The following is a 26,968-nucleotide window of genomic DNA, read 5'->3' on the forward strand; positions in this document are numbered from 1 at the left end:
AGCGAATCGCTGCGGGGACTTCCCAATTTACACTCTTCAGCTTTCTTTTGTATACCGAAGAACCGGTTTTCTCGCTGCCAGTGTTTCGTCCATTCGCTTCACAATAGTCGTGTGCGGGGCTTCCTGGACGATTTCCGGAGTTTCTTCAGCTTCTTTCGCAATTTGGATCATGGCATCGATGAAGGAATCGAGGGTTTCTTTCGATTCTGTTTCCGTCGGTTCGATCATCATGCACTCTTCCACGTTCAATGGGAAGTAGATGGTTGGCGGATGATACCCGAAGTCGAGCAGGCGCTTCGCAATATCCAATGTACGGACACCCAGCTTCTTCTGACGTCTTCCACTGATGACGAATTCATGCTTACAATGACGATCGAATGGCAGGTCAAAGTGAGGCGCAAGTCGACGCATCATGTAGTTGGCATTCAGCACGGCATTTTCCGTCACGGCTCTCAAGCCATCAGGCCCCATCGTCCGGATGTACGTATACGCACGGACATTGATTCCGAAGTTTCCGTAGTAAGGTTTTACACGGCCGATTGAATCAGGACGGTTGTAATCGAATTCGAATGTATCGCCATTTTTCACGAGAACCGGTTTTGGAAGGTATTTAATCAAATCTTCCTTCACTCCGACAGGACCGCTTCCCGGACCGCCGCCTCCGTGAGGACCGGTGAACGTCTTATGAAGATTCAAATGCACCACGTCAAATCCCATATCTCCCGGTCTCGCTTTTGATAATACAGCATTCAGATTGGCACCGTCATAATACAGCTTTCCGCCTGCTTCATGAATGATCGCGGCCATTTCCAGGATATTCTCTTCAAATAAGCCGAGGGTGTTCGGGTTTGTCAGCATCAGGGCAGCCGTATCATCTCCGACTACACGCTTCAGATCTTCCAAATCGACAAGGCCATTTTCATTCGACTTGACCGTCACGGTTTCAAAGCCGGCAACCGTTGCACTGGCAGGATTCGTTCCATGAGCTGAATCCGGTACGATCACCTTCGTACGGTGAGAGTCACCATTTGCCTCATGATACGCACGGATCATCATGAGACCCGTCCATTCTCCATGAGCTCCTGCTGCAGGCTGCAGGGTCACTTCATCCATGCCTGTGATCTCTTTCAAATGCTCCTGAAGATCATACATCAATTCGAGAGCACCTTGAACGCTTTCAGCCTCCTGAAGCGGGTTGATATGGGCAAACCCATTCAATCGTGCAACGTTCTCATTCACTTTTGGATTATACTTCATCGTACAGGATCCAAGCGGGTAGAACCCTGAATCCACACCATGGTTACGTTTGGATAATGCCGTGTAATGGCGCATGATATCAAGTTCCGAAACCTCCGGAAGCTCCGGTGATTCTGTACGGATATAGTCGGAAGGAATGAGATCAGACAATTCCACCTGAGGTACATCCATTTCAGGCAGGCTATAGCCTGTGCGGCCTTCTTTAGATAATTCAAAAATAAGAGGTTGATCTTGCTTATTCATGACAATCCCCCAATTCTGCTACGAATGCGTCGATTTCTTCTTTGCTGCGGAGTTCTGTGACAGCCACCAGCATATGCTGTGCCAAGCTGTCATCCATTAGTCCAAGATCATATCCACCAATCATCTCTTTTCCCAGAAGCTTTTGATTGATTTCTTTGACCGGCTTATTTACCTTTACGACAAACTCATTGAATGACGGCCCTTCAAATGCGATGGAGAATCCTTTCGCTTTAAAGGCCTCCTTTGCGTAGTGTGCTTTTTGGATATTCTGCACGGCCATCTCTTTGACACCCTGTTTTCCGAGGGCTGTCATGGCGACGGATGCAGCAAGTGCATTCAATGCCTGATTGGAACAAATATTCGAAGTGGCTTTGTCACGACGGATATGCTGCTCACGGGCCTGGAGGGTCAACACAAATCCACGGATTCCATCTTCATCGACGGTTTGACCGACAAGACGGCCCGGTACCTTGCGCATAAGCTTCTTGTTCACGGCAAAGTATCCACAGTGAGGTCCACCGAAGGCACTTGGGATCCCAAATGGCTGTGCATCACCGATGACGATATCTGCCCCTAATTTTCCTGGAGGTGTCAGTGCCCCGAGTGCAAGCGGGTTTGACGAAACCACGAACATCGCTTTTTCAGCATGTGTCACTTCTTCTATTGCCTTCAGTTCTTCCACACGGCCGAAGAAGTTTGGATATTGAACGATGACCGCTGCAATGTCATCACTCATTAAATTCTTCAGTTCTTCTACGTCGGTTACACCATCAGTGTGGGGGATTTCCACCACTTCGATATATTGACCTTTTGCATAAGAGCGCAGGACATCACGAGATTCAGGATGGACTGTACTGGAAACCAAAACCTTTTTACGGCGGGTCTGGCCTGCACTCAGCATAGCGGCTTCTGCCAGTGCCGTCCCTCCATCGTACATGGAGGAATTCGCCACATCCATGCCTGTCAGTTCACAGATCATCGTTTGGAATTCGAAGATGGCTTGAAGCTCCCCTTGAGAAATCTCAGGTTGATACGGCGTATAAGCTGTATAGAACTCTGAGCGTGATAATACATGATCGACGATGATCGGCATGTAATGGTCATACACTCCTGCTCCTAAAAAGGATGCGTGACTTTTTAAGTCAGCGTTCTTCGCTGCCATTTTGGTCAGTTCTTTGACCAATTCCGTTTCTGACTTCGCTTCTTTGATCTTATAATCCCCTTTGAAACGAACCTTTTCAGGGATATCTTCAAATAGATCGTTAACGCTGTCTACTCCTATTTGTTCTAACATTTCCCTTTGATCCTGCTCTGTCATCGGTAAATAACGATGCTTCATGACCGTCATTCCTCCCCTATTTCTTTGGTCTTTTATAAAAAGGTGTCGCTACCACTTTCGCTTTTAACTTTTTTCCTCTGATTTCAACCAGCACTTCTGTTTCCAATGAGGTGAATTCTTTTTTTAGCAGGGCCAATCCCACATTTTTCTTTAATGTCGGTGATTGTGTACCCGTTGTGACTTCCCCTATTTCTTCCTCACCGGAAAAGACTTTATATCCATGACGGGGGATGCCGCGATCGATCATTTCAATGCCTATGATTTTTCGCGTGGCGCCCTCCTCCTTTTGTTGCTTCAATACGTCCTGACCGATGAAAGGAATCTCTTTATTCACTTTTACGGCGAAACCGATCCCAGCTTCGATCGGTGTGATCGATTGGGATAATTCCTGGCCGTAAAGGGCCAGATTCGCTTCAAAACGCAGTGTATCACGGGCACCGAGTCCGCACGGAAGGACGCCGTGATCCTTACCCGCTTCCAAAATGGCCTTCCAGATTGCCGCTGCATCCTTTGCATCACAGTAAATCTCAAATCCGTCTTCCCCTGTATAGCCTGTGCGTGAGACAAGAGCATGTTTGCCATCTATATTCATTTCAGTCTGGAATTTAAAAAATCCGATATCGCTTAACGAATGTTCGTTTGTAAGTAGTTGCAAAACCTGTTGGGCAAGTGGACCTTGAAGTGCCAATTGCGCCATATGTTCAGAGATGTTATTGAGTTCCACTCCATCGGTCTGATGTTCTTTCAGCCACTTGAAATCTTTATCTATATTTGCTGCATTCACAACAAGCAAATAATCATTGTCTTTTATTTTATATATCAACAAGTCGTCGACCGTCCCACCGTTTTCGTAGCACATGGCCGTATACTGTGCGCCTCCGTCTTTTACTTTGGAGACATCGTTTGTCATCATTTTCTGCAAGTAGTCAAGAGCCCCTTCACCCTTCACTTCAATTTCTCCCATATGAGAAACATCGAATAGTCCTGCCCGGGTTCTTACCGCTTCATGTTCTTCTTTGATGCTTGAGAATTGCACTGGTAAAGCCCAGCCACCGAAGTCGATGGTCTTTCCTCCATACTCTTTGTACACTTCGTATAAAGGTGTTTGTTTTAACTCTGACATGACTTTTCCCCCTTCAAATTCCTTGTTTGCATAATCCTTAACCACGTTTGATCCCATGAAAAAAGGACAGAAAAACCCCTTTTCATAAAGAAGGTTTCTCTGTCCTTGCACCTGAAAGTTTACCGAAGAACGGCTTTCCCCTTTGGTGGTTTCCTGTGTCGGAAACACTCTCCAGAGCTGCGTCCAACAAGAGTCTTTTTGCCTGAGAGATTCACACATTAACGTGCTTGCTCCTTCGGCGCTGTATGCACAGTCTCTCCCCTTGTCATCATTCGCCAATATTCCTTGAAACAATTGGTCATACTAGAAATATACAAAAGAAATGTTGTAAATGTGAACGTTCGGATTTTCGTGTTTTTCTAACAATTGAAAATCTATTTTCATCCTACCATTAAATACGAGTTTTGAGCAATCATTTTTATCAGAAATAAGGAGATGTTTTTCAGATGAATGTTGAGGTTATATTTGATGAAGAGTGGGGAGAAGGTCTTGAAAGTTTAATCGAAAACGATGGACCCTGGGGGAACTGGGAGCTCTATAAACTCGCGATCGAATTTGAGCACCATCTTGCAATTCCGAACTTTGAAGGGCTGCAGGCTCCAAAACATTTGGCAAATGTCACTCCTCTCCCTCACCAGCTGGAGGCAGCGAAGCAGGTGGTGGAAACGATGAACGGAAAAGCGATTCTTGCAGATGAGGTGGGACTTGGAAAAACGATCGAAGCCGGATTGATATTAAAAGAGTACATGATTAGGGGACTGGTGAAAAAAGTATTGATCCTCGTTCCCGCTTCCCTCGTTTCTCAATGGGCTTATGAATTGAATAGTAAGTTCTTCATTCCCGCCGTCCCCCAGCGGAAGAGCTATGTATGGGATCAATGTGACATCGTGGTATCTTCCATGGACACTGCGAAAAGGAGCCCTCACCGGGAGAAGGTATATGAGCAGGATTATGATCTGGTTATTATTGACGAAGCTCACAAACTGAAAAATCATAAAACAAAAAACTATGAATTTGTCCAGAATCTAAAGAAAAAGTTCTGCCTGCTGCTGACTGCCACCCCCATCCAAAATCGGGTGGAGGAAATCTTTCATCTTGTTTCCCTCCTGAAACCCGGGCATCTTGGGAATGAATCGGGATTTACAGACAGGTATAAAAAAGGGGATCGCTCTCTCCAGGAGGACGAGCATTTAAAGAACCTCATTAACAAGGTGATGATCCGTAACAGGCGGGGCGATACAGGCATCGAATGGACGAAACGCCATGTAAAGACGGTGTTGATTGATTTCAACGAGGCGGAAAGAGAGTTATATGACGGGATCGAGCTCCTCAGGGGAAGATACGATGATTGGTCGAATTCGAGCTCCTTCTCCCTTTTGACTCTTCAGAGGGAGGCCTGCAGTTCACGTGAAGCTGTCTTCTACACGCTGAAGAACATGCTGGAAAAGAAGGAATCCCCAACACCCGCATTTGAACAGGTAATCGGTACACTGATGAAAAAAGTGGAAAATGTGACGATGAACTCCAAGGCCCAGAAAGCGCTGGAAATCGTACAATCCATAAATGATAAAGTGATCATTTTCACTGAATACCGTGCGACCCAGCTCTATCTGCAATGGTTTTTAAAGCAGCATGGCATCAGTTCGGTCCCGTTCAGGGGAGGATTCAAACGGGGTAAAAAAGACTGGATGAGGGAATTATTCCAGAAGCATGCACAGGTGTTGATTGCGACAGAAGCCGGCGGGGAAGGAATCAACCTTCAGTTCTGTCACCATGTGATCAATTTTGATCTCCCCTGGAACCCTATGAGACTGGAGCAGCGCATCGGACGCGTCCACCGTCTCGGACAGACAGAAGATGTTCACATCTATAACTTTGCTACGAAAAACACAGTCGAAGAGCATATACTGAAACTCCTTTATGAGAAAATCAATCTATTTGAACGTGTGATTGGACAATTGGACGAAATTCTGACCCGCCTGGATTTCAGGGACTTCGAAGAACACGTCACAGATATCCTCTCTTCGTCCCGTACAGAAGGTGAAATGAAGATCAAAATGGAGAATTTAACGAGCATGATTCAATTTGCTGAACAGTTAAAGGAGGAGAAATCCAATGCAGCAGCACGAAATTCATCGATTTCTTGAGAGATATTTCCTCGCAAACGGGTGTGACATGGTTGCGAACGGGAATGGCTATATGACTGTACAGCTTACCATCGATTTGGACAAGGAATTGATGAACCGCCCTTTTTATTGGCATTATCTTGAGAAGACCGGTGGTACACCGAACCCGATGACGTTATCCCTCGTTACCAATCCAGAGCAGGCCCCGGAAGAGGTGAAAGGTGAACCGATTCACTTCGGTTCACCCCGGTTACACCAGATCTTTCATTCAACACGGAATCTGGCAGGATATATCCGATTGTATGAAAAACGGTATACACCGAGCACGCAGCAGACCCCTCTGCACCCGTGGCTCGGACTGAATATGAAAATATCGTATCAATCCAATCGAAAGAAAGACAGTATCAGAAGCATGGGACTGAACTTGATCAACGGAGTCATTGCAGAGGACTTTCATTCGTCCTTATTGTCCAAAAATCTGACCCCGAAGATTCCTGACTTCTGTTTCACCTTGACACCGATCATCAAACCGAAAAGTGGAGTGAACCGGATTCAGACCTTCCTCTATGAAGAAATCAAAAGAGAGCCTGTTGAGTGGGCGGAACAGGCGGTAAAGACATGGGATGAGGATCTCGAATTACTCAACCATTTTTATGGCGACCAGGAAGAAAAACCTGAATCTTATTACATGGAACAGCAGGCGTTGAAGGAACAGTACGAACCGAAGATCACCATCGAGGTCATCAACGGAGGGATTTTCTACCTGCAACAGCCACACTGAGGATTCATGGGGACGTTTGAGACACGTCCCTCCTTTCCTTAAAAACAAAAAAAGACCGCCATTTAAGGCAGCCCTGATTGACTATTTATTTTTTTTGAACAGGATCATAAAAGCATAAGGAATGATGCCGAACCACCTGAATAGAAATGGTTCCCGCTCGTTTTTCCTCTGCTTCTTTAATGTTTTACGTTCAAGAGGTGATTTTTCATAATGTTGGACAAATGTTTGTGTTATGAACTTAACATAATCATTTACTGACATAAAAGCACCACCTTCCGCTTTTATCAGTATCCCCTCACACGTCTGGATTTATACCCATTTCCCTTCAAAATACGGTAAAATCTCTTGGACGACTTCTTCCACTGATTTATCCTCTGTATGAATGGTCACCGAGCTTCCGCTTTCATACAGGGGAAACCGGCGCTCGAACAGGTTCATCAACTGGTCTTTTGAATTTTTTTGAACCAGTGGACGCTCCTTATCCCCTTCCAGCCTTCCCCACAAAGCATCAAAAGGACATGTTAAATGAAACACGAATCCATTCCCCTGCAAAAATGCCCGGTTCTCCTCTCTCTCCACCACTCCTCCTCCAGTAGTGATAATCGCATTTTCATTCCCCAATTCAAGGAGCACCCTTTTTTCGAGATCCCTGAAATACGATTCACCATGCTGATGAAAAATATCTTTTATCGTTTTTTTCTCTCGATCCTCAATGAAATGATCCAGATCAATGACCGGAAGATTCAGTACTTCCCCAAGATGTTTGCCAATCGTCGTCTTTCCTACACCCATAAAGCCAACTAAGAAAATCGGTTCCATATTCTACTCCCACCGTATGATTTGTTTTGTTTCCTTATTATACACAACCGTCACAGGAAGAAAAACCTTCTCCTCCCGTTTGAATGTCACTTCTAATTGCACCTCTTGTGGTGTAAGCATCCGGCTTGAAGTCATAACCTCACCAAAATTGGTCCTTACTTGCCCCGCGGTCAGGGATTTACGCTGCACTTCCAATAAGATGGCGTGCGATACGCTTATGTTCCTCTCCTGAATGCTCTTCATATTTGAAAGGTACCGATACTTACTTATAAAAAGATCCTTTGATGCAAATGCTAAAAACAGGACAATCATCAGTAGAAATAACGTATACGGCAGGATGAATCCTCTGTTGCTAAGGAGAGGTATACCCATCCACCGCAGAAGGATAAAAGAAGTCGCCTTCCACTTTTTCGCCACCTGCAAATTCCAATTCCATATGCACGCCTTGATTAATGGAAGAGAATGTAAATTGACTAACTTCCTGAAGTACGATTTCATGCCCTCTATTGTTCACCCGCCTTCGAATGGACTGATTATACTTTTCATACAGGATTGTTTCCCCTTCAACCACAAAAGAAATCTGTTGAGGCATTACCACCACGGCATCCGCCTCCCTCAATTCTTTCCTTATACTTTCGCTAAATAAATTCCATTCATAGTAACGGGGAGGAACCAACTCATGCTTAATGATAAAAAAGCCTTTCATCACAAAAGGAAGACTGAAGGAAATCATACAAAACAAACTAAAGTTCAACAGGGCTTCAATCAAAGTGAATCCCCGTTCATCCTTCCTTTGATATACATACCTTTTGGGTATCGTAACGCACACATGCCTCATGATCCCCTCCATCTTTCCAAATGAGCTCATACCTGACCCCCTTATACATTCTTGCATGATCAACAAATTCATGTGTAACGACCGCCTTCTCCACACCTTCCCTCAGAAATTTCAGCGCTTCCACTTCACTCTGGAGCTGTTTAAGTTGGTAAGCATAATGAATGAGAAAGGGGATAAATATGACGCATAGCATGAGGATACAACTGAAAGCAACAAGTGTTTCAGGTAGTGAAAAACCGTTAGGATTCTTGTACATAAAATCGCCCCTGGCCTATTTGGAACATCAGATACAGGGTGACGTTTCCCATTTTAAAATTCACCCTGCCGAATTGGTTAGTATTTCCATCAGGATAAAAGGTGATCTCGTCCAGGCTGTTGGTAGAAGCAATCTGAAAGCCCACAGGAAGATCTCTTGATACAATCATTTGTCTCGCTTCCGTTTTGGCAACATATTTATTTGTTATTGGATAAAAAGTTAGGAAGATAGGTGTTTGATGATTGATACTGTAGCTTTGGATTTGGTAGAGGTCCGATTCGAGTTGGGAAATGAACAGGTCCTTTTCGGTGTGACCTTTCAACGGGATAAGAGAAAAACCTACCCACGATAGAAGAATCGTAGAAATCAATAAGACGATGAGCATTTCAATGAGGGTATATCCCGCTTCACCCCTTCCCACTCCCTTAATTAGAAGTCACCACCTTCCCGGCAGTATCGATGGTGATGGCCCTTCCGTCAGGACATGCTTTATATTCATCGTTTAGATATCCACCGGTTACAAGGGCATCGATCGTCACTGGATCTGTATTCCCATCCATTTTATATGCTTCAATCTGCCCTTCCACCATATGAACGAATGCTTCACACCCCTTTGAATTGATGGAATTACTCTGATTAGTCACGTTTGGGATCGTAATGAAAAGCAATACGGAAATGACGAGCAAAACGATCATCATCTCGATTAGAGTGAAACCTTTTTCATTTTTAAGCATATTGTTCCTCCCGGGTTTGGATTGTCTTCTAGATTCCCTGCATCATCTGAAAAAGCGGCATCATGATGGAGAAATAAATCGCCATGATGAATAGACCGACAAACGTAAAGATGGCAGGCTGGACATACTTGAGCCATGCATGTGTCTTATCCTCTAATTCCTGAAAGCAGATATCGCTGAAAATGCGAAGCTCCTCTGCCAATTTTCCATTCGTTTGACCGTGATGGACAACGAATGACAGCTCTTCCTTAAAAAGGGGGAGGGATGTAAAACATTCGGGAAACGGACTCCCCCCTTTTAATTTTTTGATGCAGTGACTGGAAATGTACTGTAAGGTCGGACGGAAGGATTGACTTTCGATGATGAGGAGCGATTCTGTAATGGACACTCCACTTGTAAGGAGAAAGCTCAATTCCCTTGAAAAAAAGTGGGTGTGACCAAGCTTCATATACGTTGAAAGGAACGGAAACCGGCAGAAGAAGAGTGAGAGCTTCACAGGGGAAAGTTTCTTTTTAAAAAGGAAAAAGACGGTGGTGATGAACAGGAGTAACAGTAAACCTCCACTGAAAATCATTGGGAAGTTTTCGATGAAGTGTAAAAGGTACGTTAGCTTTGCTGATGGTTCATAGCCCATTGAGGAATATAGGGACTGGAATCTTGGAAATAACACTTTGCGAAGCAATACCATCATCATGATGGAAATGAAGATCAGCATTAATGGATATTGAAAGACTTTTTGTAACTGCTGCTGATTTTTCCTCCTTTTTATGAGGTAGTTCCCGGCTTCAGACAGTGTGTGCCCCATCTGACCATGATGTTCGGCGAAGTAAATCTGTGCGCTGACATGCCCGGGAATGTTTAATTGTTTATTCATTACTGTAGAGATGGACTCCCCTTTTTGGAGCGATGAGATCAACCTCTTTTTTAATTTGATGGTTTTCTTTTGTTTTGGGAGCAAAAGAAAGTCGATGGCTTCTGTAAAGGTATAGCCTTTTTGAAGCAGATCCCCAAGCCTTTTCAGAAATTTGCCTTGATCATCACTTTTCTTCGTGAACCCATTTCCTATATTCATGTTCTGAAACAAATCCGAGTGCCACCCCCTTACTGATTAAAGCTTGGAGTGTATGGTACTGATGGTTGACCCTCTCACCCTTTGCCTCCTTCAGAACTTCCTTCAGGGCACTGCCCGTAACAATTTCGTATACGGATGCCCTGTTACGATTTTGCCCCCTGAGGCACTGACCTCCACACTCCCGTTTGCAGATGGGACACTGAAGCTTCAACAATCGCTGAGCAGATACAGCGAGCAGCGTCTGCTCGATATCATGCCACTCGATCCCTAATTCCATCAAGCGGTAAATGGCACCTTTAGCATCCCTCGTATGCATGGTGGAAATGACAAGATGACCTGTTAAGCTGGCCCTTATTGCGATTTCTGCCGTCTCCCGGTCCCGGATCTCCCCCACCATGATGATATCCGGGTCATGTCTCAGTATCGCTTTTAAGCCGGTTGAATACGTAATCCCCGCTTTTTCATTTACCTGGATCTGCACCATTTCGTCTTGCTGCTTCTCGACGGGGTCCTCCAGGGTGATGACATTCCGGTTCAATGCGACAGAGCAATGATGAACAAGGGAATACAACGTAGTGGTCTTACCACTGCCTGTTGGTCCCGTGAACAGGATGAGCCCGTGGGAATACATTAGAAGGGCGAGCAGTTTTTTGGCTGATGAAGGGTATAACGACATTTTCTCAATGGGAATCTGGTATTTTTGAGGGAGTATCCGGATGACAAGACTTTCTTTCAGGTGGGTCGTCGGCAGGGTTGAAATTCTGAGAGATAGCGGGGTGTTTTTGACGGTAAGGCTGAAGGAGCCACTTTGGGGCTTTCGTTTTTCTCCGATATCCATGGCGGCCATGAACTTCAAATGGGCGATCAAGCGCTCCGCCTGTTCAACATCGATGGTCTGGAACGGAACCAATGCCCCGAGCTTTCTGAATTGAATCAAGTAATCTTTTGTTTTGGGGATTAAATGAACATCTGTTGCATCATTGCTAAAAGCTTCTCCAATCATCACTTCCGATAGGGATTCTACAGAGTGGAATATGGATGTGCACCACCTTTCTGATTTCTTAAGTAAAGATATACGACATTTATTGGCAAAATCCTTCTTTTTTCTTTAATATTTTTAAAAAAGTAAAGTGCGGCACATACATCGGTCCAGATTGCTTAGAACGAAAACTTTTTAAAATACATGAATAGTTCCACAAGATTGATCCATACTATATGTTGTAAAGACGATTCAATGGGCTATAGCCAAGCGGTAAGGCATCGCACTTTGACTGCGACATGCGTTGGTTCGAATCCAGCTAGCCCAGTATTAAAAGGGGAAGGGCTTTGCCCAGAGGCGACATCACATGACCAATTGAAAAAGGCAGGCACTCGAAATTCAAGTGCCTGCCTTTTTCAATTCAGTCATTTAGCTGCTTTTCTTCAATGCTCTGTTTTTGTTTGCCAGACTTTGAAGTCCTTCCGGATTGTAGCCGACCACGAGTTTTTTTCCGTCTGTCAGAAGCGGTCTGCGAAGGAGCTTCGGTTCATCGATGATCAATTTAATCACTTCAGACAGTGGCAGATCGTTCACGTCTTTTCCCAGGTCCTTGAAGGTTTGGCTTCTTGTGGCAAGGATTTCATCGAGGCCATCCGTTGTGAGGGTCAATAGTTCCATTAGTTCTTTATGTGTAGGAGTCTCTCTAAATAGGTGTCTTTCATCAAAATCGACGGAATGTGCGGTTAACCACTTCTTGGCTTTGCGGCAAGAGGTACAGCTTGGATAAGTAAAAAATGTCAGGTTATTCACTTTCTTGACCTCCTTAAATTTAACTTTCATGTTTATCATTTGTTAAACACATTGTATATCATATGTATAACTTTTGTACAGTAATTTCCCTTGGTAATTTGTGAACATTTTTTTACGGTAAATCAATCAAGCTTTTACACCCCTTCCGTTCATTTCCTTTTGGATGTAAAACTGCTCTAAAACACGTAAATTTGTCGCCAGTTTTATAAACATGTTTAGCCCCTCTTACTCCGTGGAAGAAAATAACAAGAGGAATATGGGGATAAATAAAAGTTTCACGGTTAGTTAGCGTGTAATCGTCACAAACTAACTTCAAACACATATTTACTTTTATGGTAGTATTCATTTATAATATTTAGTGATGGACTTAGGGTGCAAAGGAGGGTTACATATGGATCGTATGTTTAGAGTTCTTGGGTTTTGGACTGGTATTTTTGCGGTTATGTTCTATCTTGGTGATATGACCACGACATCATTAATCTTTTTAGGCCAAACCGGATTCTTCATTATGCTTAGCTATTTAAAACTGTCCGAACGCATGTATATTTATGTTTTCGGTGCTTACTTAACAGTGTTCTTTGCAGGTTTTACTTATTGGACGACCTTTATGATGACTCCTGGTGCAGGAGGACACTAAAAGAAATCCCTTCAGCTTGTAGCTGAAGGGATTTTTTTGTTTTAGAAACCATTTAAGAATGGATTGGAATCCATCTCCACTTCAATCGATGTTTCTGGACCGTGCCCCGGGAGAACCGTCGTATCTTCAGGCAGAGTCAACAGCTTATCATGGATACTGGCTAAGAGCTCTTTATGATTTCCCCCCGGTAGATCTGATCGACCGATACTCCCCATAAATAGTGTATCCCCGGCTAATACGATTCCTCTTTCTTGTACATAATAAGAAAGACTGCCGGGTGAATGACCCGGGGTTTCAAATAATTGAAGCTGAAAGTCCCCGATATTGAGGTTTTTTTCATTGGTCAGTATGTAGTCGGCAGGCTTCAATCTGACGAGCTCGCCCATCATGAACAATTGTGATCCGTTCAAGGAAGGATCCAGCAGCCACTGAGCCTCTTTTTCATGTACATATAGCGGGATGTTAAAGTGTTCCCTCATTTGATCAACCGCTCCGATATGATCAAAATGCGCATGAGTGAGGAGAATGGCCAACGGAGACAACGACTGGTTTTCCAACCATTGAATCAGTTTCTCTCCTTCCCCGCCTGGATCGATGACCAGGCATTCATTATGTGTGTTCCACAGGATATAACAGTTGGTTTGCAAAGGGCCTAAGGGAATCTGTTTCCACTGCAACGTTTCCACCTCCATTTGTGATACTATCATTGTATCAGAACTTATATCAGCATTAAAATATAGGAGGCGGGGCAGACAAAGAAGTGTCAAACATTTGACCTCGACAAACGGATGAAAAACCTATAAAATGTTAATGAGTGCATTTATGTACATAATGTTACAAAAGAATCAGTAAAACGCATTTTAATGAAAGGGGTCATATAAATGGGTCTTGTAATTATTACTTCACTGGTTACATTGTTAGCTTTATTCGCAGTAGTAAGCACTTTCAAAAACAAGAATGCAATGGGAATCCTATTCTCACTGGCGACATTAGGTGTTTTTGGATGGTTTACAATTATGACTGTCCTTCACTCTGGATACCCAGGTGGTCATTAATTAAAAAGGTTTCACATGAAAAAGCCTTCCATAGCGCTATGGAAGGCTTTTTCATGTGAAATTGTTTCTGTTTATTTCCACAGGCACTAAAAAGTACCCTATGGACCTTCCCGGTGTGTACGTTATAATGATAGTGAAATTTAACATTAAGCTACTGGGATATTCCCCAACCCCGTAGCCGATTCTATAGATAATGAAATCCTTGATGAGGAGGATATACAATGAAAAAATACAATATACCGGTCGAAGCGTCCCTGGAAGTGATCGGAGGCAAATGGAAGGTCGTCATCCTCTGTCATTTGATTAAAAGCAAACGGAGAACCAGTGAATTGAAACGATTGATGCCTGGAATCACCCAGAAAATGCTGACCCAGCAATTGAGGGAGCTTGAAGCCGATGGAGTCATCAACAGGATCATTTATAATCAGGTCCCTCCAAAGGTGGAATACGAACTGACAGAGTACGGATGGTCATTGAAAGAACCTTTGGACATGTTATGTGCATGGGGGGAGCAGCATATCGAAAAAACGTATCCTGACAAAAGTGAAGTCCTGTTGGAAAGTGAAGAAGCATGAGGGTCATCAAAAAGAGCGGGCATCCATCCAGATGCCCGCTCTTTTTGCCTTTATTTTTCCAATCTCTTCTGAACGGAAGAAAGTTTCCCTTCCATCGTCGATTTCTTATCCCTGCGGTCATCAATTCTGATATTGGTTGCGACACGCTGGATGCCTTGCTGGAAAGGGGATTCATGAATGTCTTGTATCACTTGGAACAGAACGGGGAGTTCCCCTTCTATGATGGTATTCATGGGAGTAAGCTGAAAACGGATTTTCCCTTCCTCTTCATATCCTTTAAGAATCGCTTGCAGATCCGCAACATACGAACTTACACTGGGTGATTCCGTTCCGATAGGTATAACTGTTACATCGACAATTGCCATTACATATCTGCCCCTTCTTGTTTTAGTAGCTGAATGATGCTTGATTTTTTCAAGTTGATTCCTTTTTCAAGCTGATTTCCATATAAGCAGGACTCTCCATCAGGCGAACATTGTATGGGTTCTAATGGAAGATCTTCAAACAGGATCTTTTCCTTTCCGGAAACCGTATCCCATTCCTTTAGAGAGAACGTCCCTGAGTACGTATCAAAGGACCCTTTCTCATTGGCAACGAAGGTTATCAGCCGATCATCCTTTTCTATCATATCATAAAATGGGATGAGCCAATCAGAGTAGCGGCTCAGGAGTTCCACTGTGAATTCCGAGCGGATCTTGCCGTTTGAATGAATGAACTGATACGTAAACGGTCCCTCTTCTTGTCCCGGGGAAATCGATAATAAAGCATCATGGAACTGATTGAAATGCACACTATCCCCTACGATCATCTTTTTCTCGTCATCAAGGATATTTTGAGAGATCAGGGGCGCTGATACACTCACCGCTTCCGTGTTCCAATCCTGATAAAGAACGGAGGATTCCGATTGCCACTGAACGAATGGCTGCGCAACTTCAATGGGATCCATGGACCCATTCTTTAAATCTATGTCAAAGACCTGAAAGCTCCAATCTTCGCTGAAGCTTGTCATCAATAAAGCATCATCATTGAACGGATTCCATGAATATGTTAAATCGTAGGATGGCACGTCTTCCTGGAACTGCACCTTTCCTGCTCTGTCTATGACGGTCAACTGGGCAGAATAGGACACTGGTGACGAGTGGATGAGTATTTTTTTCTTATCCGGGGAAATGCTTGCGCTCACGTAGGAAGGTTCCACTTCATACATTTTTTTACTGCTTCCGTCGTACACATTATAGACATAAAAGGACGCCACTCCCTCCTCATTCCTGACGGTCAGGATTTCGGAATTTGAAAGCCAGCCGACATTTTCTATAAATCCATCGGAAGGAAGGATATTGGCTTTCAACTCTTTCTTTTCAGCCTTCACTTTCTCTGAGGGGGAACTTTTCAATTCGTCCGACTGACATGCAGACAACCATAGAAAACACATCGCGATCACCATGATCACGCTCATTTTTTTCATTTTCATACTCTTCCCCCTCCTCTTTTAATTCCATATTAATTAGTACGTTTCAAACATAAAAATGTTTCAAATTTATTAAGAAAACATTACAAAAATTCAAAAAAGTGATGACCAGATGTTCATGAACACATCTTTTGGATCACCACAATCGGTTATTATTCTTTAGGATGATGATTTATTTTACTCCTGAATTTCATTTTCTACAATAGTTATTTATGGAACCTGCAAAAAGATTTTTCGAGTGTTTTCTTCATTCATACCATCGATAAATCGATACGAGAAATATACCAAGGACGTCCTGGTAGATTTCATTGAATTGCGATAGGGGTAAGGGGTTGATCCCTTTCCCTAACTCAAGGGTGAATCCCGATTTTCTGAATTCTTTAATGAACCAGTCTTTGTAGCCTGCATAGCTGTCAATGTACCTGACAGATTCATATCCGCTTACCCTGCTAAAATCCGCTGCTAGCTTGGCTGCTTCCGGCGGCTCCAACCCTTCATACCCCCAATAAAACTCTTTCCCCTGGGTATGAAGGGCGAGAAGGCGGTCGAAATTCTCTTGCCGGGCAAGTGTTGCCATGGCGATGGTTTCAGGCTCTGAAAGGGGTTTATATCCTGGGAAATCCCGGGGAGCTGGTACTTTTTCCTCTTTCCTCTCCTTCTCGACCTCCCATTTGGCTGGAAACTGATTATTCAGATCCACTCCTCTTATATTGGCTTTCCAACCCGTGAAGTCGGTACTTCCCCGATTGATGGCAATACATTCTTTTCGTTTATCACTCGGAGGACCATTTAATACAAGGTCCACCCCATCCGGATTCACCATCGGTACGAACGAGACCGACACCTCCCCATAGATCGGAAGGGTATGGATCCCTCTTATGGGGGAGAGATTGGTCAAGGAAAGTAAATAATCATTGATGAACGTCATGAGGGCGGAACTGGTGATCCACTCATTGGCATGGAAAGAGGCATTCAAATGAACCTTCTTCTTTCCAGTGCCTATCCGGATTTCCAAGAGGTCCTTTCCGAGCACACTTTCACCTATCGACCTTATTTTTATAAAGGGATAGATTTCTTTTAATCCTTGAAGATCTTCTTCAAAACGTTGCGAATTGTAAGCCTGTTTTCCACTCACGAGAGGGAAAACTATCCTGGACGGCAGGGACAGGGTTGAACCTATTTCAAGCTTATTCACCTCGACCCCTTCATTCAGGAGAAGTAGTGCATCGACGCCGATGTTTCGATTTTGGGCAAGGGACCAGAATGAATCCCCTTTTTTGACAGTGTAGTCAACTTTTCTAAAGCCGGGAAGCTCGATTTCTGTCCCGATCTTCAATCTATCGGGGTCAACGGAAGGATTTGAATCGATGATTAATTGGATCGGGATATAAAACAGCTGGCTGTAGTACCATATCGTATCGCCACTGCGCACTCTCACTTTCATGATGGAACCTCCCCATTCATATGTCCTTACTTACATGTATGAATGGTTCAAAAATTCATGACAAAAAAAGCCTGCGAAAGATTTCGCAGGCTTTTTCATCTAGGATTCATCGTTATCCCGGTATTCAGTTTCCCCATAAAAACGAAGGAGATCTCCATAGATGATCTTATCGGAGTATTCCAGTTCATTATTTACACGTTCTTTGTATGGTTCACAATGCTTCATGTCCGTTTTCTCTTCGGTTTCTTTATTCCAGCATTTCTCTCCCGCATACACATAATCTTTCGTGATGAACCGGCCGTCCCGGAGTATCGCCAGGTCTTCATGATCATCAGAGAAAAGGTCGGAACCAAACTGAATGTCCTTCTTCGTCTCGATTCCAAGAAGGTGCATGATCGTCGGTTTCAAGTCAATTTGGCCGGATACCTTGGAAATCGTTTTCCCTTCCTGGCCAGGGATGTGGATGATCATCGGTACCTGTTGAAGCTGTGTGCTTACAAACGGTGTGATGTCCTTACCAAGATATTGGCTCATTGCTTTATTGTGGTTTTCTGAAATCCCATAGTGATCTCCATACATCACGATAACAGAATTGTCATATAATCCTGATTCCTTTAAGTCGGTGATGAAGTTCTTCACCGCTTCATCCATGTAACGGACGGTCTGGAAATAGCGGTTCACGGTACCATCGTTGGACGTATAAGGATCGATCAATTTATCTTCTTCGTCCAGCGTGAAAGGATAATGGTTCGTTAAGGTAATCATTTTCGTACTGAATGGTTGAGGCATTTCTTTCATATGCTCTACAGACTGCTCGAAGAACGGGATATCTTTCATCCCCCAGTTCACAGAGTTTTCTTCCGTCACATCGTAATCAGGCAATGAATAAAAACGCTCATATCCCAAAGAGTCATACATGATGTCACGATTCCAGAAGCTTTTATTATTTGCGTGCATAGCCGTTGTGTAGTACCCATTTTCCCCAAGCTTTTCCGTCATGGATTCAAACTCATTCCCTGAATGGGTGAAGAAAACCGCTCCACGATTCAATGGATAAAGAGAGTTGTCCAGTATGAACTCTGAATCAGACGTCTTCCCTTGCTGGGTTTGATGGTAAAATTGATCAAAATAGTAGCTTTCACCAATAAAGTCATTCAGGAACGGGGTGATCTCCTGACCGTTCACTTCACTATTGATGACAAAATTCTGCAATGACTCGAGGGACACAATGATTAAGTTTTTGTCTTTGGCCACGCCGAACATCTTTTTATCAGGCTCGATGTAACTCGCTCTGACATAGTTGTCGATATCCGCCAGTTCACTTCCATCGGCCAGCGCTCTCTGTGCAGAAGACTTGGACTGAAGGAAGAGATCGTATACATGATAGTTGTATGTTCCGATATTCTTCACCAGCATTTCACGATCGAATGTCCGGGTCAGTAATTGCGGCCTTTCCGATTCCGCAAGACCCAGGTTAAAGAAAACCAGTGCTGTCGCAACGAGGAAATAAGCGCGTCGATTGGCTCTCGTATAATTCTGTAATGAAAACCACGATGGCTTCAACTTAATGATGAGGATCAACACGATCACATCGGCGAAATAAAATAGATCCTTCCAGCTCATGATCGCGCTGGCGCTTGTACCTAAATCAGAGAAATTGCTCGTTTGAAAAAGGACAGGCAATGTCAAAAAGTCATCGAAGAATCGATAGAATACGACGTTCCCATATAGGATAAACGAGAGGATGAAGCTTGCAGTGATTATATATCGGGTGCGTGATCTATCCTTCTTAAGAAGCAATCCTATTCCGAAGATGAAAAGTAAGAAACTTAGTGGGTTAATGAATAGAATCAGTTCCTGGAGTGTGTTTTCTATCTTTATATCAAAACTAGTCTTATAGACAATATACGTCTTAATCCAAAGGAGCAATGCCGCGATGATGATGAGCGGTACCTTTGGTATCTTTTTTATATTCATTCAATCAACCTCCTTGCTACAAACGGTTCCTTCGTATGTAACACTTTCGTCATGTAAGTGGTAAAAAAAGGTAATAAACTCGTGCAACCTTGCCCTATCTTAATACTTTTTTTACAAAACGTCAAACCTGGCTTTATACTGCATGTGTATAATGGTTTAGTTGTATTCTCTTACCCATCCTATTAGACGATTGAAACCATGAAAAGTTTCAAAAAAAGACGATTATTTAAAAACGGTCCTATGGTCCTTAGGCGTTTTAGACTACTATTTCAATACGTAAAAAGAGAACCCTCCTTATAAGAAGGTTCCCTTTCGATTTCTATTTATATTGCTTCGGTTCAGATTTTGTTCTTGACCAACCACGCAGCCCCAATCACACCGGCATCATTCCCAAGTGTCGCGATACTCAAATTTGTTGAGGTGCGGACAGTCGGAAATGAAAACTGTTTGAAAAATTTCACGACAGGGTTTAACAAGATGTCCCCTGCTTTCGATACTCCCCCACCGATCACGATTTTTTCAGGATTCAGCCCATTTCCGAGGTTCGCAAGGGATAAACCGAGGTAGAAGGCTAATTGGTCAACGACTGCCAGGGCCAGTCCATCGTCATTCCTCGCTGCATCAAAGATATCCTTGGCACTGATGGTGCCATTGGAGTCCCTCACCGCCCTGAGAGAAGACTCTTCTTCAGTAGCATCGAGTTTTTCATTTGCGAGGCGAACGACACCGGTAGCTGATGCAACGGTTTCCAAACAGCCCGTCTTACCGCAATTACATTGGTATCCGCCTTCCGGAACGACCGTGATATGGCCGATTTCCCCGCCTGCACCTTTCACCCCGTGAACGATATCGCCGTTGGTGATCACGCCGCCACCGACACCTGTCCCCAATGTGACACATACGATATCCTTCGCACCGTCTCCTGCACCCTTCCACATTTCACCCAAAGCCGCACAGTTTGCATCATTGTCAATGACTGCGTGCAATCCGGTTTCGACTTCCAGTAAATCTTTTAAAGGTGTGTTATTCTCCCAACCTAAATTGACCGCTTCGTAAATGATCCCTTTACCCGTATCGACCGGTCCCGGTGCACCCATGCCGATGCCAACCAATTTATCCTTCGTCTGATCCAGTTCCTCAAGCTTTTTATCAATCGCTTTGGCGATATTCACAATGATATGTTTCCCGTTTTCAGATTTATCAGTGGGGATTTCCCATTTATGTAGAAGCTCTCCATATTTATTCAAGAACGCAATCTTTGTTGTCGTTCCACCTAAATCCACTCCAACTAACCATTTGTCTGCCATTTTTATCACCTGTCCTGTTTTTCTTTTTCCATTTCTATTTCATGACGCAGCAAAAACAAAGCTGTCTGAAAATCCCGGGTATCGACCAGCTGGGATTGATAGAGTTCCTTTAATTCGCCTTCCATTAGTTGCAGGTCGGAAAGCCGATGCCCAACATAGATAATCGTTCCATACCTTTTTAGTAACTGTTGGATATCATAGATCGTTTTCATGCCATACACCTGCTTTCTATTCTTCACTCTAAAGTATAAGTGATAATCGTTTTCTTCTCAATCATTGACTCAAAAACAAAAAGAGATTTCCTTGAAGGAAGATCCTTTAAGGAAATCTCGATTCTATCGATCAGGGTCTTTCGGATGAAGAAATCGCGGACGCCTGTTCTTAAGCGGCATAGGAGAACGAAGAAATACGTCCCTGAATGCCCTGAAATTGAATGGTATAAATGGCCACATATATGGAATGCCAAAAGAGTTCATTCTTGAAAGCATGATGATCCACAAAAATACGCCTATGACAAACCCGTAAACTCCAAATAACGCCGTACATATCAATAAGAAGATTCTAACCAGGCGATTGGCCAGACTCATTTCATAACTCGGTGTAGAGAACGTACCGATTGCCGCTATCGCCAGATAAAGGATTACTTCATTAATTAATAGCCCCACTTCCACCGCTACCTGCCCGATCATCAATGCAGCAACAAGACCCAGAGCGGTTGCCAGAGAAGACGGCGTGTGAATGGCTGCCATCCTTAAAATATCTATCCCGATTTCAATGATTAAAAATTGAAGGAACAATGGAACTTCTCCTACGTCATCCGGTCCCACATACTTAAGGGCCTCCGGCAGGAGTTCGGGATGAATCGCAAATAAATAATATAGTGGCAGCAAAAAGATCGACGACCATACGGCAATGAACCTTACGAACCGGAGATAAGCTCCTACAGAAGGTTTATTTCTGTACTCCTCGGCATGCTGAAGATGATGCCAAAAGGTGGTCGGGGTGATCATGACACTCGGGGAGCCATCTACCATAATAAGGACATGCCCCTCGTAAAGATGTGCTGCCGCTGTATCAGGCCGTTCCGTATACCTCACCAAAGGAAAGGGATTCCAATGACGCCCGGCAATGAACTCCTCGAGCGTCTTCTCACCCATCGCAAGTCCGTCGGTATCGATCTTTGAAAGCGCATCCTTGATTTTATGCACCAGGTTCGGATCGGCGATATCTTCTATATAACTGACCACGATATCGGTCTTGGATCTTCTCCCTATTTGCATATATTCCATGCGAAGAGAGGGATCGCGAACCCTCCTTCTCGTCAATGCGGTATTGAATACAATCGTCTCTACATACCCGTCTCTTGAACCCCTTACTACCCGCTCAATGTCCGGCTCCTGTGGCCCCCTGACCGGATAGGTCCTTGCATCGATCATAATGACTTTATCGATCCCATCCACCACGAGGGCTGTCGGACCTGCCAACACCAGATCGATGACCTGATTCAAGTCATCTACTTGTTCAATCTCTATATAAGGAATGTACGTTTTCAAGAGCTTTTCTAAAGTATCTTCTTCCAGCTGTTCAGGACTTAGTCCAGATAAGAGCTTCATTAAATAATGCATAATATCATCTTTAACGAAACCATCCACTAAGAACATGGCCATTTTTCTCTCAGCATACTCAAGATCCAATTGAATGACATCAAAGCTTTTGTCCACTGCTAAGGTATCCCTTAAATAATTGGTGTTTTCTTCAATCTGAGTAGAGACAGGCTTTTTCTTTTCATTTGACATTAGCCTTCACTCCCAATACCTTTACATGAATTTCCATCTTTACCATCCTAGACAAAGAAGCCTGAAATCATACATCCTATCATATTCATTTATGCCTCCTCATACGATGTAATAAATGGACAAACCACTGGAGTGAACGCAATGAAACATAGGCTGAAAGAAGCAATGCCCTTTCTGGTGATCATGTGTATAGTGGCTCTCGGGATTCAATTCATCTACAAACCACAGACGAGGGAAAGCATCATTTTCTTTCCGATAAATGAAAATGTAACCTACGAATCGGCCACTACGATTCTGATGCTTGAACCGGAAAAGAAGAATGATCATTATGAGGTGAATTGGAAAGTCTCTTCAAAGCTTGATACACCCGCTTATTTACGTCAGGATGTCGGTTTTTTATATATGAACGGGAGATTGAAGGGGCTTATGAATGAATGGGAGCAGGACACGGATCAAATTGTAGAGGAATCAACGATAAAGGGGAAAGAGAGCAGCACCATTCAAGCTGTATCATTCCACTATTCAGAAATACATGAATCGGACACCGAGTTCACCAGTGCCCAGAAAATGTCCGAAGATACGCTGTACGTGATCGACTCGAATTTCAGCCCCCTGAATGCTTTCAGGAAGCCCGGGACCGATGCAGAAAAAGAATGGAAAAACATACTGGATAAAGTGACGACCCAGCAACTCGACTACTTATGGGAAAAGGCCATCGCCTCCATGGATATTCCGGTAGAGGAGTATACTTCCATACCACTGACCGGGCTTCCGATGCTGGATGGACGACCATTGGAAGGGTTCACCCCCGGGGAATGGGAACGCATGATCGGGAATCTATGGGAGGGGCTGTACAAAAACTATTATTTAGGGATTAAAAAAGAGGACGGCTCTATAGTCGAACCCATAGACAGTGCCATCCCCCTCATATTAGTGAAAAAAGACAAACAGGAAGTCCTTGTGCTGCTCATCGATCAAAATGGCGAACCGTCCTTACTCCGACAGCTGCTATCTTAAGTATTCCCCTGTAATTCTTTATAAAGCTTCTCATAATTTTCATCCTGCCTATTTAATTCATAGGCTTTTTTTGCATGAATGAGGGCCTCCTCCCTATCTCCAGAATCGATCAGGATCAATGCGAGATTATAATGGGCTTCATGGAACCCTTCATCTTCTTCGATAGCGGCCATCAGATGCTTTTTCGCTGGTGCCAATTTATTCTGCTTGATTTCAGCATACGAAAGGTAGAAGAACGTTTGTGCATTTGGTGATCCTTCTTCCACCACAGGGATAAGAATCTTCTCGGCTTCCTCCCATTTCTGATCCGATATTTTTTCCTGTGCAACCCCGTTTACGGTATCGACGTCCCAGGAAGTTGAATCCGTTCCGATTCCTTGCCAGACAAGTGCACCTGTCAAGGCGATACTTCCGAGAAGGAATAAAATCTGACGCAGAGGACGGAACGCATTGGGAAGACTGACGATCCCTGCCGCCAGGAACCCTCCGATAAGCCCTCCGATATGTCCGGCGTTGTCAATGCCGGGTAGGCTGAATCCCAGGACCAGATTCAAGAGGATGACCGCAATGATATTGGTCCCCATGGTGCGGAAGAAGACATTTGGATGCAATACACCGAAGTATAACAGAGCGCCGAAACAGCCAAAGATCGCCCCGCTTGCTCCTGCTGAGAGATTGGAGGTAAACAGGAAGCTTGCGAGCGTGCCGGCGATGCCCGACAGCATATAAATGAGAACGAACCGGATCCTGCCGAACATCTTCTCCACGGCCATTCCAAGATAATAAAGGGCAAGTGTGTTCATTAAGAGATGCAATAATCCAATATGCAGGAAGATCGGGGTCACGAGGCGCCACCACTCCCCTTCAATCATAAGGGGGTTATACTTGGCCCCGAAGCGGATGAGCGTTTGTGGATCCTTACTCCCTCCGTTCAATTCAAGAATAAGGAACATGATGACCTGGACGGCAATGAAGAAATAGGTAAAAAACGGCTTTCCTCTCTCAAACAGCTGCCTCTCTTTCTGCATCTGTTTGGATGAAGACGTCATGGTCATGTTTCTGATCCACTCGACATTGGCCTCGAGTACTTCAGTCGGCAGCTCCCATTCCTCTTCATTGAAAAAAGGATCCTTCTTTAGCTCTTCAACGCTTTGATCACCATGAAGGAGGATGGGCTGAATGGTCGTCTTATGATGGGTCATCACGTCCTGAAAAAGACCCGGGTCACCATCGACAGGCGGAAAGGTTGATATATAGAGATTCTTTACGTGAAGGCGCCTTTTCCCAAGGGATTTCCGTACCTTCTCCCCATTCACGGAGGTCAATTCCAAATCCCTTTTGACCCAATTGCCCCAATCCAGGTCTTTACGGACAATCCGGATGATGTTGCCCTCTTTCATCCTCGAGTTCTCCAACCATATTTCATCCTGCCCGGGGGAAAGATCAAGGATCCGATAGTGTTTATATTCCACTAAATAGTGTGCTATTTTCCAAAACAAATAATTATAGCGTAAATCCACATCATCCACTACTTTCTTTTTAACTCTTTTAACATACGAAACGGAGTTGTATCAAAGAACCGGCTTTATAATAAAAGACGTGTCTCCCCCTACTATACCGAACCTGTTTTTATTGTGTAAACAAAAAAGACTGTCAAAAAGGCTATGGCCCTCCTGCAGTCTTTTCTTCAGGTCAAGAACGAAATGCGCCCTGTATGAATTTCGAGCGGATACCGGGTATTCCCATTGCGGCTTTCACCGCAAATTTGCGAATGAGAAAATTCCCCAAAAACAGGTTTAACAAACGATATCGGTTCGGAACCAGAAAGAGAACCAAACCGCCCAACACTAACCATTTTGTCCATCCGTTCATCATGATCCCTCCTGCACATAGTTTGGATCATTTTGAATCAGCTTATCCACTATTTCAAATAAACCTTCCACTTTTTTTATTCATGTCCAGCAGATGATGAGGATGATCACTCCCGCCATAAGGCTTGAAGAAGCATTAACAAGCTCATTATTCATCCAGAACCCCTTCGTCCTTTCAGTCGGCTCTCCACAGTGGACGGTTGACTCCGTATTCAGCCCGCATACTCTGCATCTGTAATCCAATTGGACATATGCCCCAAGCCATGTATCCAGGAGGTTTCCGAGAAATCCAGAAAGAGTGATCAATATAAACAGAGTGGAATCCATCCCATCCACTATAAAAATCGACGAAAGGGAAATAACGGCAGATCCCATGATGGCCGCCACTGTACCAATAGGGGAAACGGCTCCTGATGTGCCTTTGGGAACTCGTTTAAGGGATCTTACGGAAAAAGGCAACTTACGACTGAGAGGACCGATTTCAGAGGCCCACGTATCCGAATTTGCACCTGCGATCGAGGCGGCAAAAGCAAATGTCCATGCATCTTCCCCCGTCAGACTGAAGAGCAGGGCGAATAGGGCTGCAGGGCCGCCGTTTGCAAGGACCTGCTGCCAATCCCTTATGGACGTCTTCGCCAGCCGTTCCTCTATCCCAAGCTTAGCCTTCTTAAACAGATGGGACCAAATGCTTGATGAAAGGAAAAATACCCCCAATACAAACAAGCCCCGGAAATCATACGCGTTGCCGATGACGAGGCCAATCACTACCGCCATCACAGCCCCGGATGAGCTTAAATTATGGGTTTTCCATCCTCCCAGTGCAATGGCAAAAATAAAGAGGACAAGAAAGAAAAATTCAGTGGTCACAGTTGATCCGTCTCTTTTCCGTCAAAATGGTTGAGACCCTCATATCAAACGATTCAATCGGCAGGGAATCGACGATTTGTTCTTCAAATGCAAGGGACAGCACCGTGCCTGAGAAGGCAGAAAGCAGTCGATCATAATATCCCCCGCCAAAACCAAGGCGGTAACCCCTGATGGTGTAGGCTAAACCCGGAACGATCATTAATTCAATACAATCGTTACGTACAGTCGTGGTCTTTTCGGAATCGGGTTCGTATAGATTGAAATAAGATTGTTCCAATTGCTGAAAATCACACAGTTCATAAAAGATCAATTGGCGCTTCTGGGGGAGACATTTTGGGACCACGACTGTTTTCCCTTCTTCCCAGCCTCTCTTAATGATATTCCAGGTGTTGACTTCAGGAGGATTGGAAACCGTAATCGCGATCGTGCGGCTGCCCTTCCACTCGGGAGAATGAAAGAGTCGTTGCTCTATCTCAAAACATTTTTGCTGAAATGCAATATGGTCGATGGATTTCAATGCTTGCAGCTGAGATTTCCGACGTTCTTTTTTAGACATACGATCCCTCCATACTTACAA

General features: G+C 44.1%; 30 protein-coding genes, 1 tRNA gene and 2 riboswitches. Of the genes, 7 read left to right on the forward strand and 24 right to left on the reverse strand.

Features of this window, described 5'->3' with window-relative positions; all coding sequences use genetic code 11:
• Window positions 1–36: 36 nt before the first annotated feature.
• From gcvPB to gcvT, 3 genes are read right to left on the reverse strand one after another with little or no spacing between them, the layout of a single operon-like run.
• Window positions 37–1,500, reverse strand: coding sequence for an aminomethyl-transferring glycine dehydrogenase subunit GcvPB (gene gcvPB, locus CN378_RS20575; protein WP_098354373.1), 1,464 nt, complete (start codon window positions 1,498–1,500; stop codon window positions 37–39).
• On the reverse strand, window positions 1,493–2,839 hold the full coding sequence (gcvPA, locus tag CN378_RS20580) for an aminomethyl-transferring glycine dehydrogenase subunit GcvPA (protein ID WP_098354374.1): 1,347 nt from the start codon (window positions 2,837–2,839) through the stop codon (window positions 1,493–1,495). The genes gcvPB and gcvPA overlap by 8 nt, the downstream gene beginning before the upstream one ends.
• A 16-nt stretch (window positions 2,840–2,855) precedes the next feature.
• Window positions 2,856–3,962 (reverse strand): glycine cleavage system aminomethyltransferase GcvT, encoded by a 1,107-nt coding sequence (gene gcvT, locus CN378_RS20585; RefSeq protein ID WP_098354442.1) that lies wholly within the window; start codon window positions 3,960–3,962, stop codon window positions 2,856–2,858.
• A gap of 97 nt (window positions 3,963–4,059) precedes the next feature.
• A riboswitch (glycine riboswitch) is annotated at window positions 4,060–4,139 on the reverse strand.
• A gap of 3 nt (window positions 4,140–4,142) precedes the next feature.
• A riboswitch (glycine riboswitch) is annotated at window positions 4,143–4,234 on the reverse strand.
• Window positions 4,235–4,408: 174 nt separating this feature from the next.
• On the opposite strand from gcvT, the gene CN378_RS20590 reads away from it, so the two are divergent.
• Both CN378_RS20590 and CN378_RS20595 read left to right on the forward strand, forming a co-directional pair.
• Window positions 4,409–6,109 (forward strand): DEAD/DEAH box helicase, encoded by a 1,701-nt coding sequence (locus CN378_RS20590; protein ID WP_098354375.1) that lies wholly within the window; start codon window positions 4,409–4,411, stop codon window positions 6,107–6,109.
• The gene (locus tag CN378_RS20595; RefSeq protein WP_098354376.1) at window positions 6,078–6,869 is read left to right on the forward strand and encodes a YqhG family protein; all 792 of its coding nucleotides are present in this window, start codon (window positions 6,078–6,080) and stop codon (window positions 6,867–6,869) included. The genes CN378_RS20590 and CN378_RS20595 overlap by 32 nt, the downstream gene beginning before the upstream one ends.
• Window positions 6,870–6,950: 81 nt before the next feature.
• Here CN378_RS20595 and CN378_RS20600 read toward each other — a convergent pair whose 3' ends face one another.
• The 8 genes from CN378_RS20600 to comGA all read right to left on the reverse strand — a co-directional run bounded on the left by CN378_RS20600 (window position 6,951) and on the right by comGA (window position 11,591).
• Window positions 6,951–7,130, reverse strand: coding sequence for a YqzE family protein (locus CN378_RS20600; RefSeq protein WP_098354377.1), 180 nt, complete (start codon window positions 7,128–7,130; stop codon window positions 6,951–6,953).
• Between the two features lie 48 nt (window positions 7,131–7,178).
• Complete coding sequence (locus tag CN378_RS20605; protein ID WP_098354378.1) at window positions 7,179–7,688, reverse strand: shikimate kinase; 510 nt, start codon at window positions 7,686–7,688, stop codon at window positions 7,179–7,181.
• A gap of 3 nt (window positions 7,689–7,691) precedes the next feature.
• Window positions 7,692–8,060 carry a hypothetical protein gene (locus tag CN378_RS20610; RefSeq protein WP_098354379.1) on the reverse strand — a complete coding sequence of 123 codons (369 nt, stop codon included), beginning with the start codon at window positions 8,058–8,060 and terminating at the stop codon, window positions 7,692–7,694.
• Entirely contained in the window at window positions 8,041–8,556 is a 516-nt protein-coding gene (gene comGF / locus CN378_RS20615; protein ID WP_179885009.1) for a competence type IV pilus minor pilin ComGF, read from the reverse strand. Before comGF ends, CN378_RS20610 begins: the two co-directional genes overlap by 20 nt.
• Before the next feature lie 209 nt (window positions 8,557–8,765).
• Window positions 8,766–9,203 (reverse strand): competence type IV pilus minor pilin ComGD, encoded by a 438-nt coding sequence (gene comGD / locus CN378_RS20620; protein ID WP_098354381.1) that lies wholly within the window; start codon window positions 9,201–9,203, stop codon window positions 8,766–8,768.
• 4 nt (window positions 9,204–9,207) lie between these two features.
• Entirely contained in the window at window positions 9,208–9,516 is a 309-nt protein-coding gene (gene comGC, locus CN378_RS20625; protein WP_098354382.1) for a competence type IV pilus major pilin ComGC, read from the reverse strand.
• A gap of 28 nt (window positions 9,517–9,544) precedes the next feature.
• Window positions 9,545–10,600 carry a competence type IV pilus assembly protein ComGB gene (gene comGB, locus CN378_RS20630; RefSeq protein ID WP_142323643.1) on the reverse strand — a complete coding sequence of 352 codons (1,056 nt, stop codon included), beginning with the start codon at window positions 10,598–10,600 and terminating at the stop codon, window positions 9,545–9,547.
• Window positions 10,554–11,591, reverse strand: a complete 1,038-nt coding sequence (comGA, locus tag CN378_RS20635) for a competence type IV pilus ATPase ComGA (protein WP_098354384.1) — start codon at window positions 11,589–11,591, stop codon at window positions 10,554–10,556. The genes comGB and comGA overlap by 47 nt, the downstream gene beginning before the upstream one ends.
• A gap of 232 nt (window positions 11,592–11,823) precedes the next feature.
• Here comGA and CN378_RS20640 point away from each other — a divergent pair.
• Window positions 11,824–11,895, forward strand: a tRNA-Gln gene (locus CN378_RS20640).
• Window positions 11,896–11,996: 101 nt separating this feature from the next.
• Here CN378_RS20640 and CN378_RS20645 read toward each other — a convergent pair.
• Window positions 11,997–12,377 (reverse strand): Spx/MgsR family RNA polymerase-binding regulatory protein, encoded by a 381-nt coding sequence (locus CN378_RS20645; RefSeq protein ID WP_098354385.1) that lies wholly within the window; start codon window positions 12,375–12,377, stop codon window positions 11,997–11,999.
• Window positions 12,378–12,768: 391 nt separating this feature from the next.
• Here CN378_RS20645 and CN378_RS20650 point away from each other — a divergent pair, with 391 nt between their 5' ends.
• Window positions 12,769–13,014, forward strand: a complete 246-nt coding sequence (locus CN378_RS20650) for a DUF2626 domain-containing protein (protein WP_034757675.1) — start codon at window positions 12,769–12,771, stop codon at window positions 13,012–13,014.
• 41 nt (window positions 13,015–13,055) lie between these two features.
• On the opposite strand, the gene CN378_RS20655 is transcribed toward CN378_RS20650, so the two are convergent.
• A complete protein-coding gene (locus tag CN378_RS20655; protein ID WP_098354386.1) occupies window positions 13,056–13,691 on the reverse strand; it encodes an MBL fold metallo-hydrolase in 636 nt (211 codons plus the stop codon).
• A 204-nt stretch (window positions 13,692–13,895) separates the two neighbouring features.
• On the opposite strand from CN378_RS20655, the gene CN378_RS20660 reads away from it, so the two are divergent.
• Both CN378_RS20660 and CN378_RS20665 read left to right on the forward strand, forming a co-directional pair.
• Entirely contained in the window at window positions 13,896–14,069 is a 174-nt protein-coding gene (locus tag CN378_RS20660; RefSeq protein WP_034757672.1) for a DUF2759 domain-containing protein, read from the forward strand.
• A gap of 221 nt (window positions 14,070–14,290) precedes the next feature.
• Complete coding sequence (locus CN378_RS20665) at window positions 14,291–14,644, forward strand: winged helix-turn-helix transcriptional regulator (protein WP_098354387.1); 354 nt, start codon at window positions 14,291–14,293, stop codon at window positions 14,642–14,644.
• Between the two features lie 50 nt (window positions 14,645–14,694).
• Here the strand turns inward: CN378_RS20665 and CN378_RS20670 are convergent, their stop codons facing one another.
• From CN378_RS20670 to CN378_RS20700, 7 genes are all read right to left on the reverse strand, one after another.
• Window positions 14,695–15,009: an MTH1187 family thiamine-binding protein gene (locus CN378_RS20670; protein WP_098354388.1), complete on the reverse strand. Its 315-nt coding sequence runs from the start codon at window positions 15,007–15,009 to the stop codon at window positions 14,695–14,697.
• Window positions 15,009–16,115, reverse strand: a complete 1,107-nt coding sequence (locus tag CN378_RS20675; protein WP_098354389.1) for a YqgU-like beta propeller domain-containing protein — start codon at window positions 16,113–16,115, stop codon at window positions 15,009–15,011. The genes CN378_RS20670 and CN378_RS20675 overlap by 1 nt, the downstream gene beginning before the upstream one ends.
• 244 nt (window positions 16,116–16,359) lie before the next feature.
• Window positions 16,360–17,556 carry a M14 family metallopeptidase gene (locus CN378_RS20680; protein ID WP_098354390.1) on the reverse strand — a complete coding sequence of 399 codons (1,197 nt, stop codon included), beginning with the start codon at window positions 17,554–17,556 and terminating at the stop codon, window positions 16,360–16,362.
• 99 nt (window positions 17,557–17,655) lie between these two features.
• Window positions 17,656–19,533: an LTA synthase family protein gene (locus CN378_RS20685; protein WP_098354391.1), complete on the reverse strand. Its 1,878-nt coding sequence runs from the start codon at window positions 19,531–19,533 to the stop codon at window positions 17,656–17,658.
• A gap of 338 nt (window positions 19,534–19,871) precedes the next feature.
• Window positions 19,872–20,840: an ROK family glucokinase gene (locus tag CN378_RS20690; protein WP_098354392.1), complete on the reverse strand. Its 969-nt coding sequence runs from the start codon at window positions 20,838–20,840 to the stop codon at window positions 19,872–19,874.
• Window positions 20,841–20,845: 5 nt separating this feature from the next.
• Window positions 20,846–21,052: a YqgQ family protein gene (locus tag CN378_RS20695; protein ID WP_098354393.1), complete on the reverse strand. Its 207-nt coding sequence runs from the start codon at window positions 21,050–21,052 to the stop codon at window positions 20,846–20,848.
• Window positions 21,053–21,175: 123 nt separating this feature from the next.
• Window positions 21,176–22,636: a spore germination protein gene (locus CN378_RS20700; RefSeq protein ID WP_098354394.1), complete on the reverse strand. Its 1,461-nt coding sequence runs from the start codon at window positions 22,634–22,636 to the stop codon at window positions 21,176–21,178.
• Window positions 22,637–22,777: 141 nt separating this feature from the next.
• On the opposite strand from CN378_RS20700, the gene CN378_RS20705 reads away from it, so the two are divergent.
• Window positions 22,778–23,653 carry a hypothetical protein gene (locus tag CN378_RS20705; protein WP_098354395.1) on the forward strand — a complete coding sequence of 292 codons (876 nt, stop codon included), beginning with the start codon at window positions 22,778–22,780 and terminating at the stop codon, window positions 23,651–23,653.
• On the opposite strand, the gene CN378_RS20710 is transcribed toward CN378_RS20705, so the two are convergent.
• From CN378_RS20710 to CN378_RS20725, 4 genes are all read right to left on the reverse strand, one after another.
• Entirely contained in the window at window positions 23,650–25,053 is a 1,404-nt protein-coding gene (locus CN378_RS20710) for a rhomboid family intramembrane serine protease (RefSeq protein ID WP_142323644.1), read from the reverse strand. The two genes, CN378_RS20705 and CN378_RS20710, sit on opposite strands and share 4 nt — an antisense overlap.
• Before the next feature lie 292 nt (window positions 25,054–25,345).
• Complete coding sequence (locus CN378_RS20715; RefSeq protein ID WP_098354397.1) at window positions 25,346–25,525, reverse strand: hypothetical protein; 180 nt, start codon at window positions 25,523–25,525, stop codon at window positions 25,346–25,348.
• A gap of 80 nt (window positions 25,526–25,605) precedes the next feature.
• Window positions 25,606–26,391 (reverse strand): DUF92 domain-containing protein, encoded by a 786-nt coding sequence (locus CN378_RS20720; protein WP_098354398.1) that lies wholly within the window; start codon window positions 26,389–26,391, stop codon window positions 25,606–25,608.
• Window positions 26,381–26,947, reverse strand: coding sequence for a 5-formyltetrahydrofolate cyclo-ligase (locus tag CN378_RS20725; protein WP_098354399.1), 567 nt, complete (start codon window positions 26,945–26,947; stop codon window positions 26,381–26,383). Before CN378_RS20725 ends, CN378_RS20720 begins: the two co-directional genes overlap by 11 nt.
• Window positions 26,948–26,968 lie beyond the last annotated feature (21 nt).

The organism is Bacillus sp. AFS015802 (genome assembly GCF_002561455.1).
GTDB lineage: Bacteria > Bacillota > Bacilli > Bacillales > Bacillaceae_B > Rossellomorea.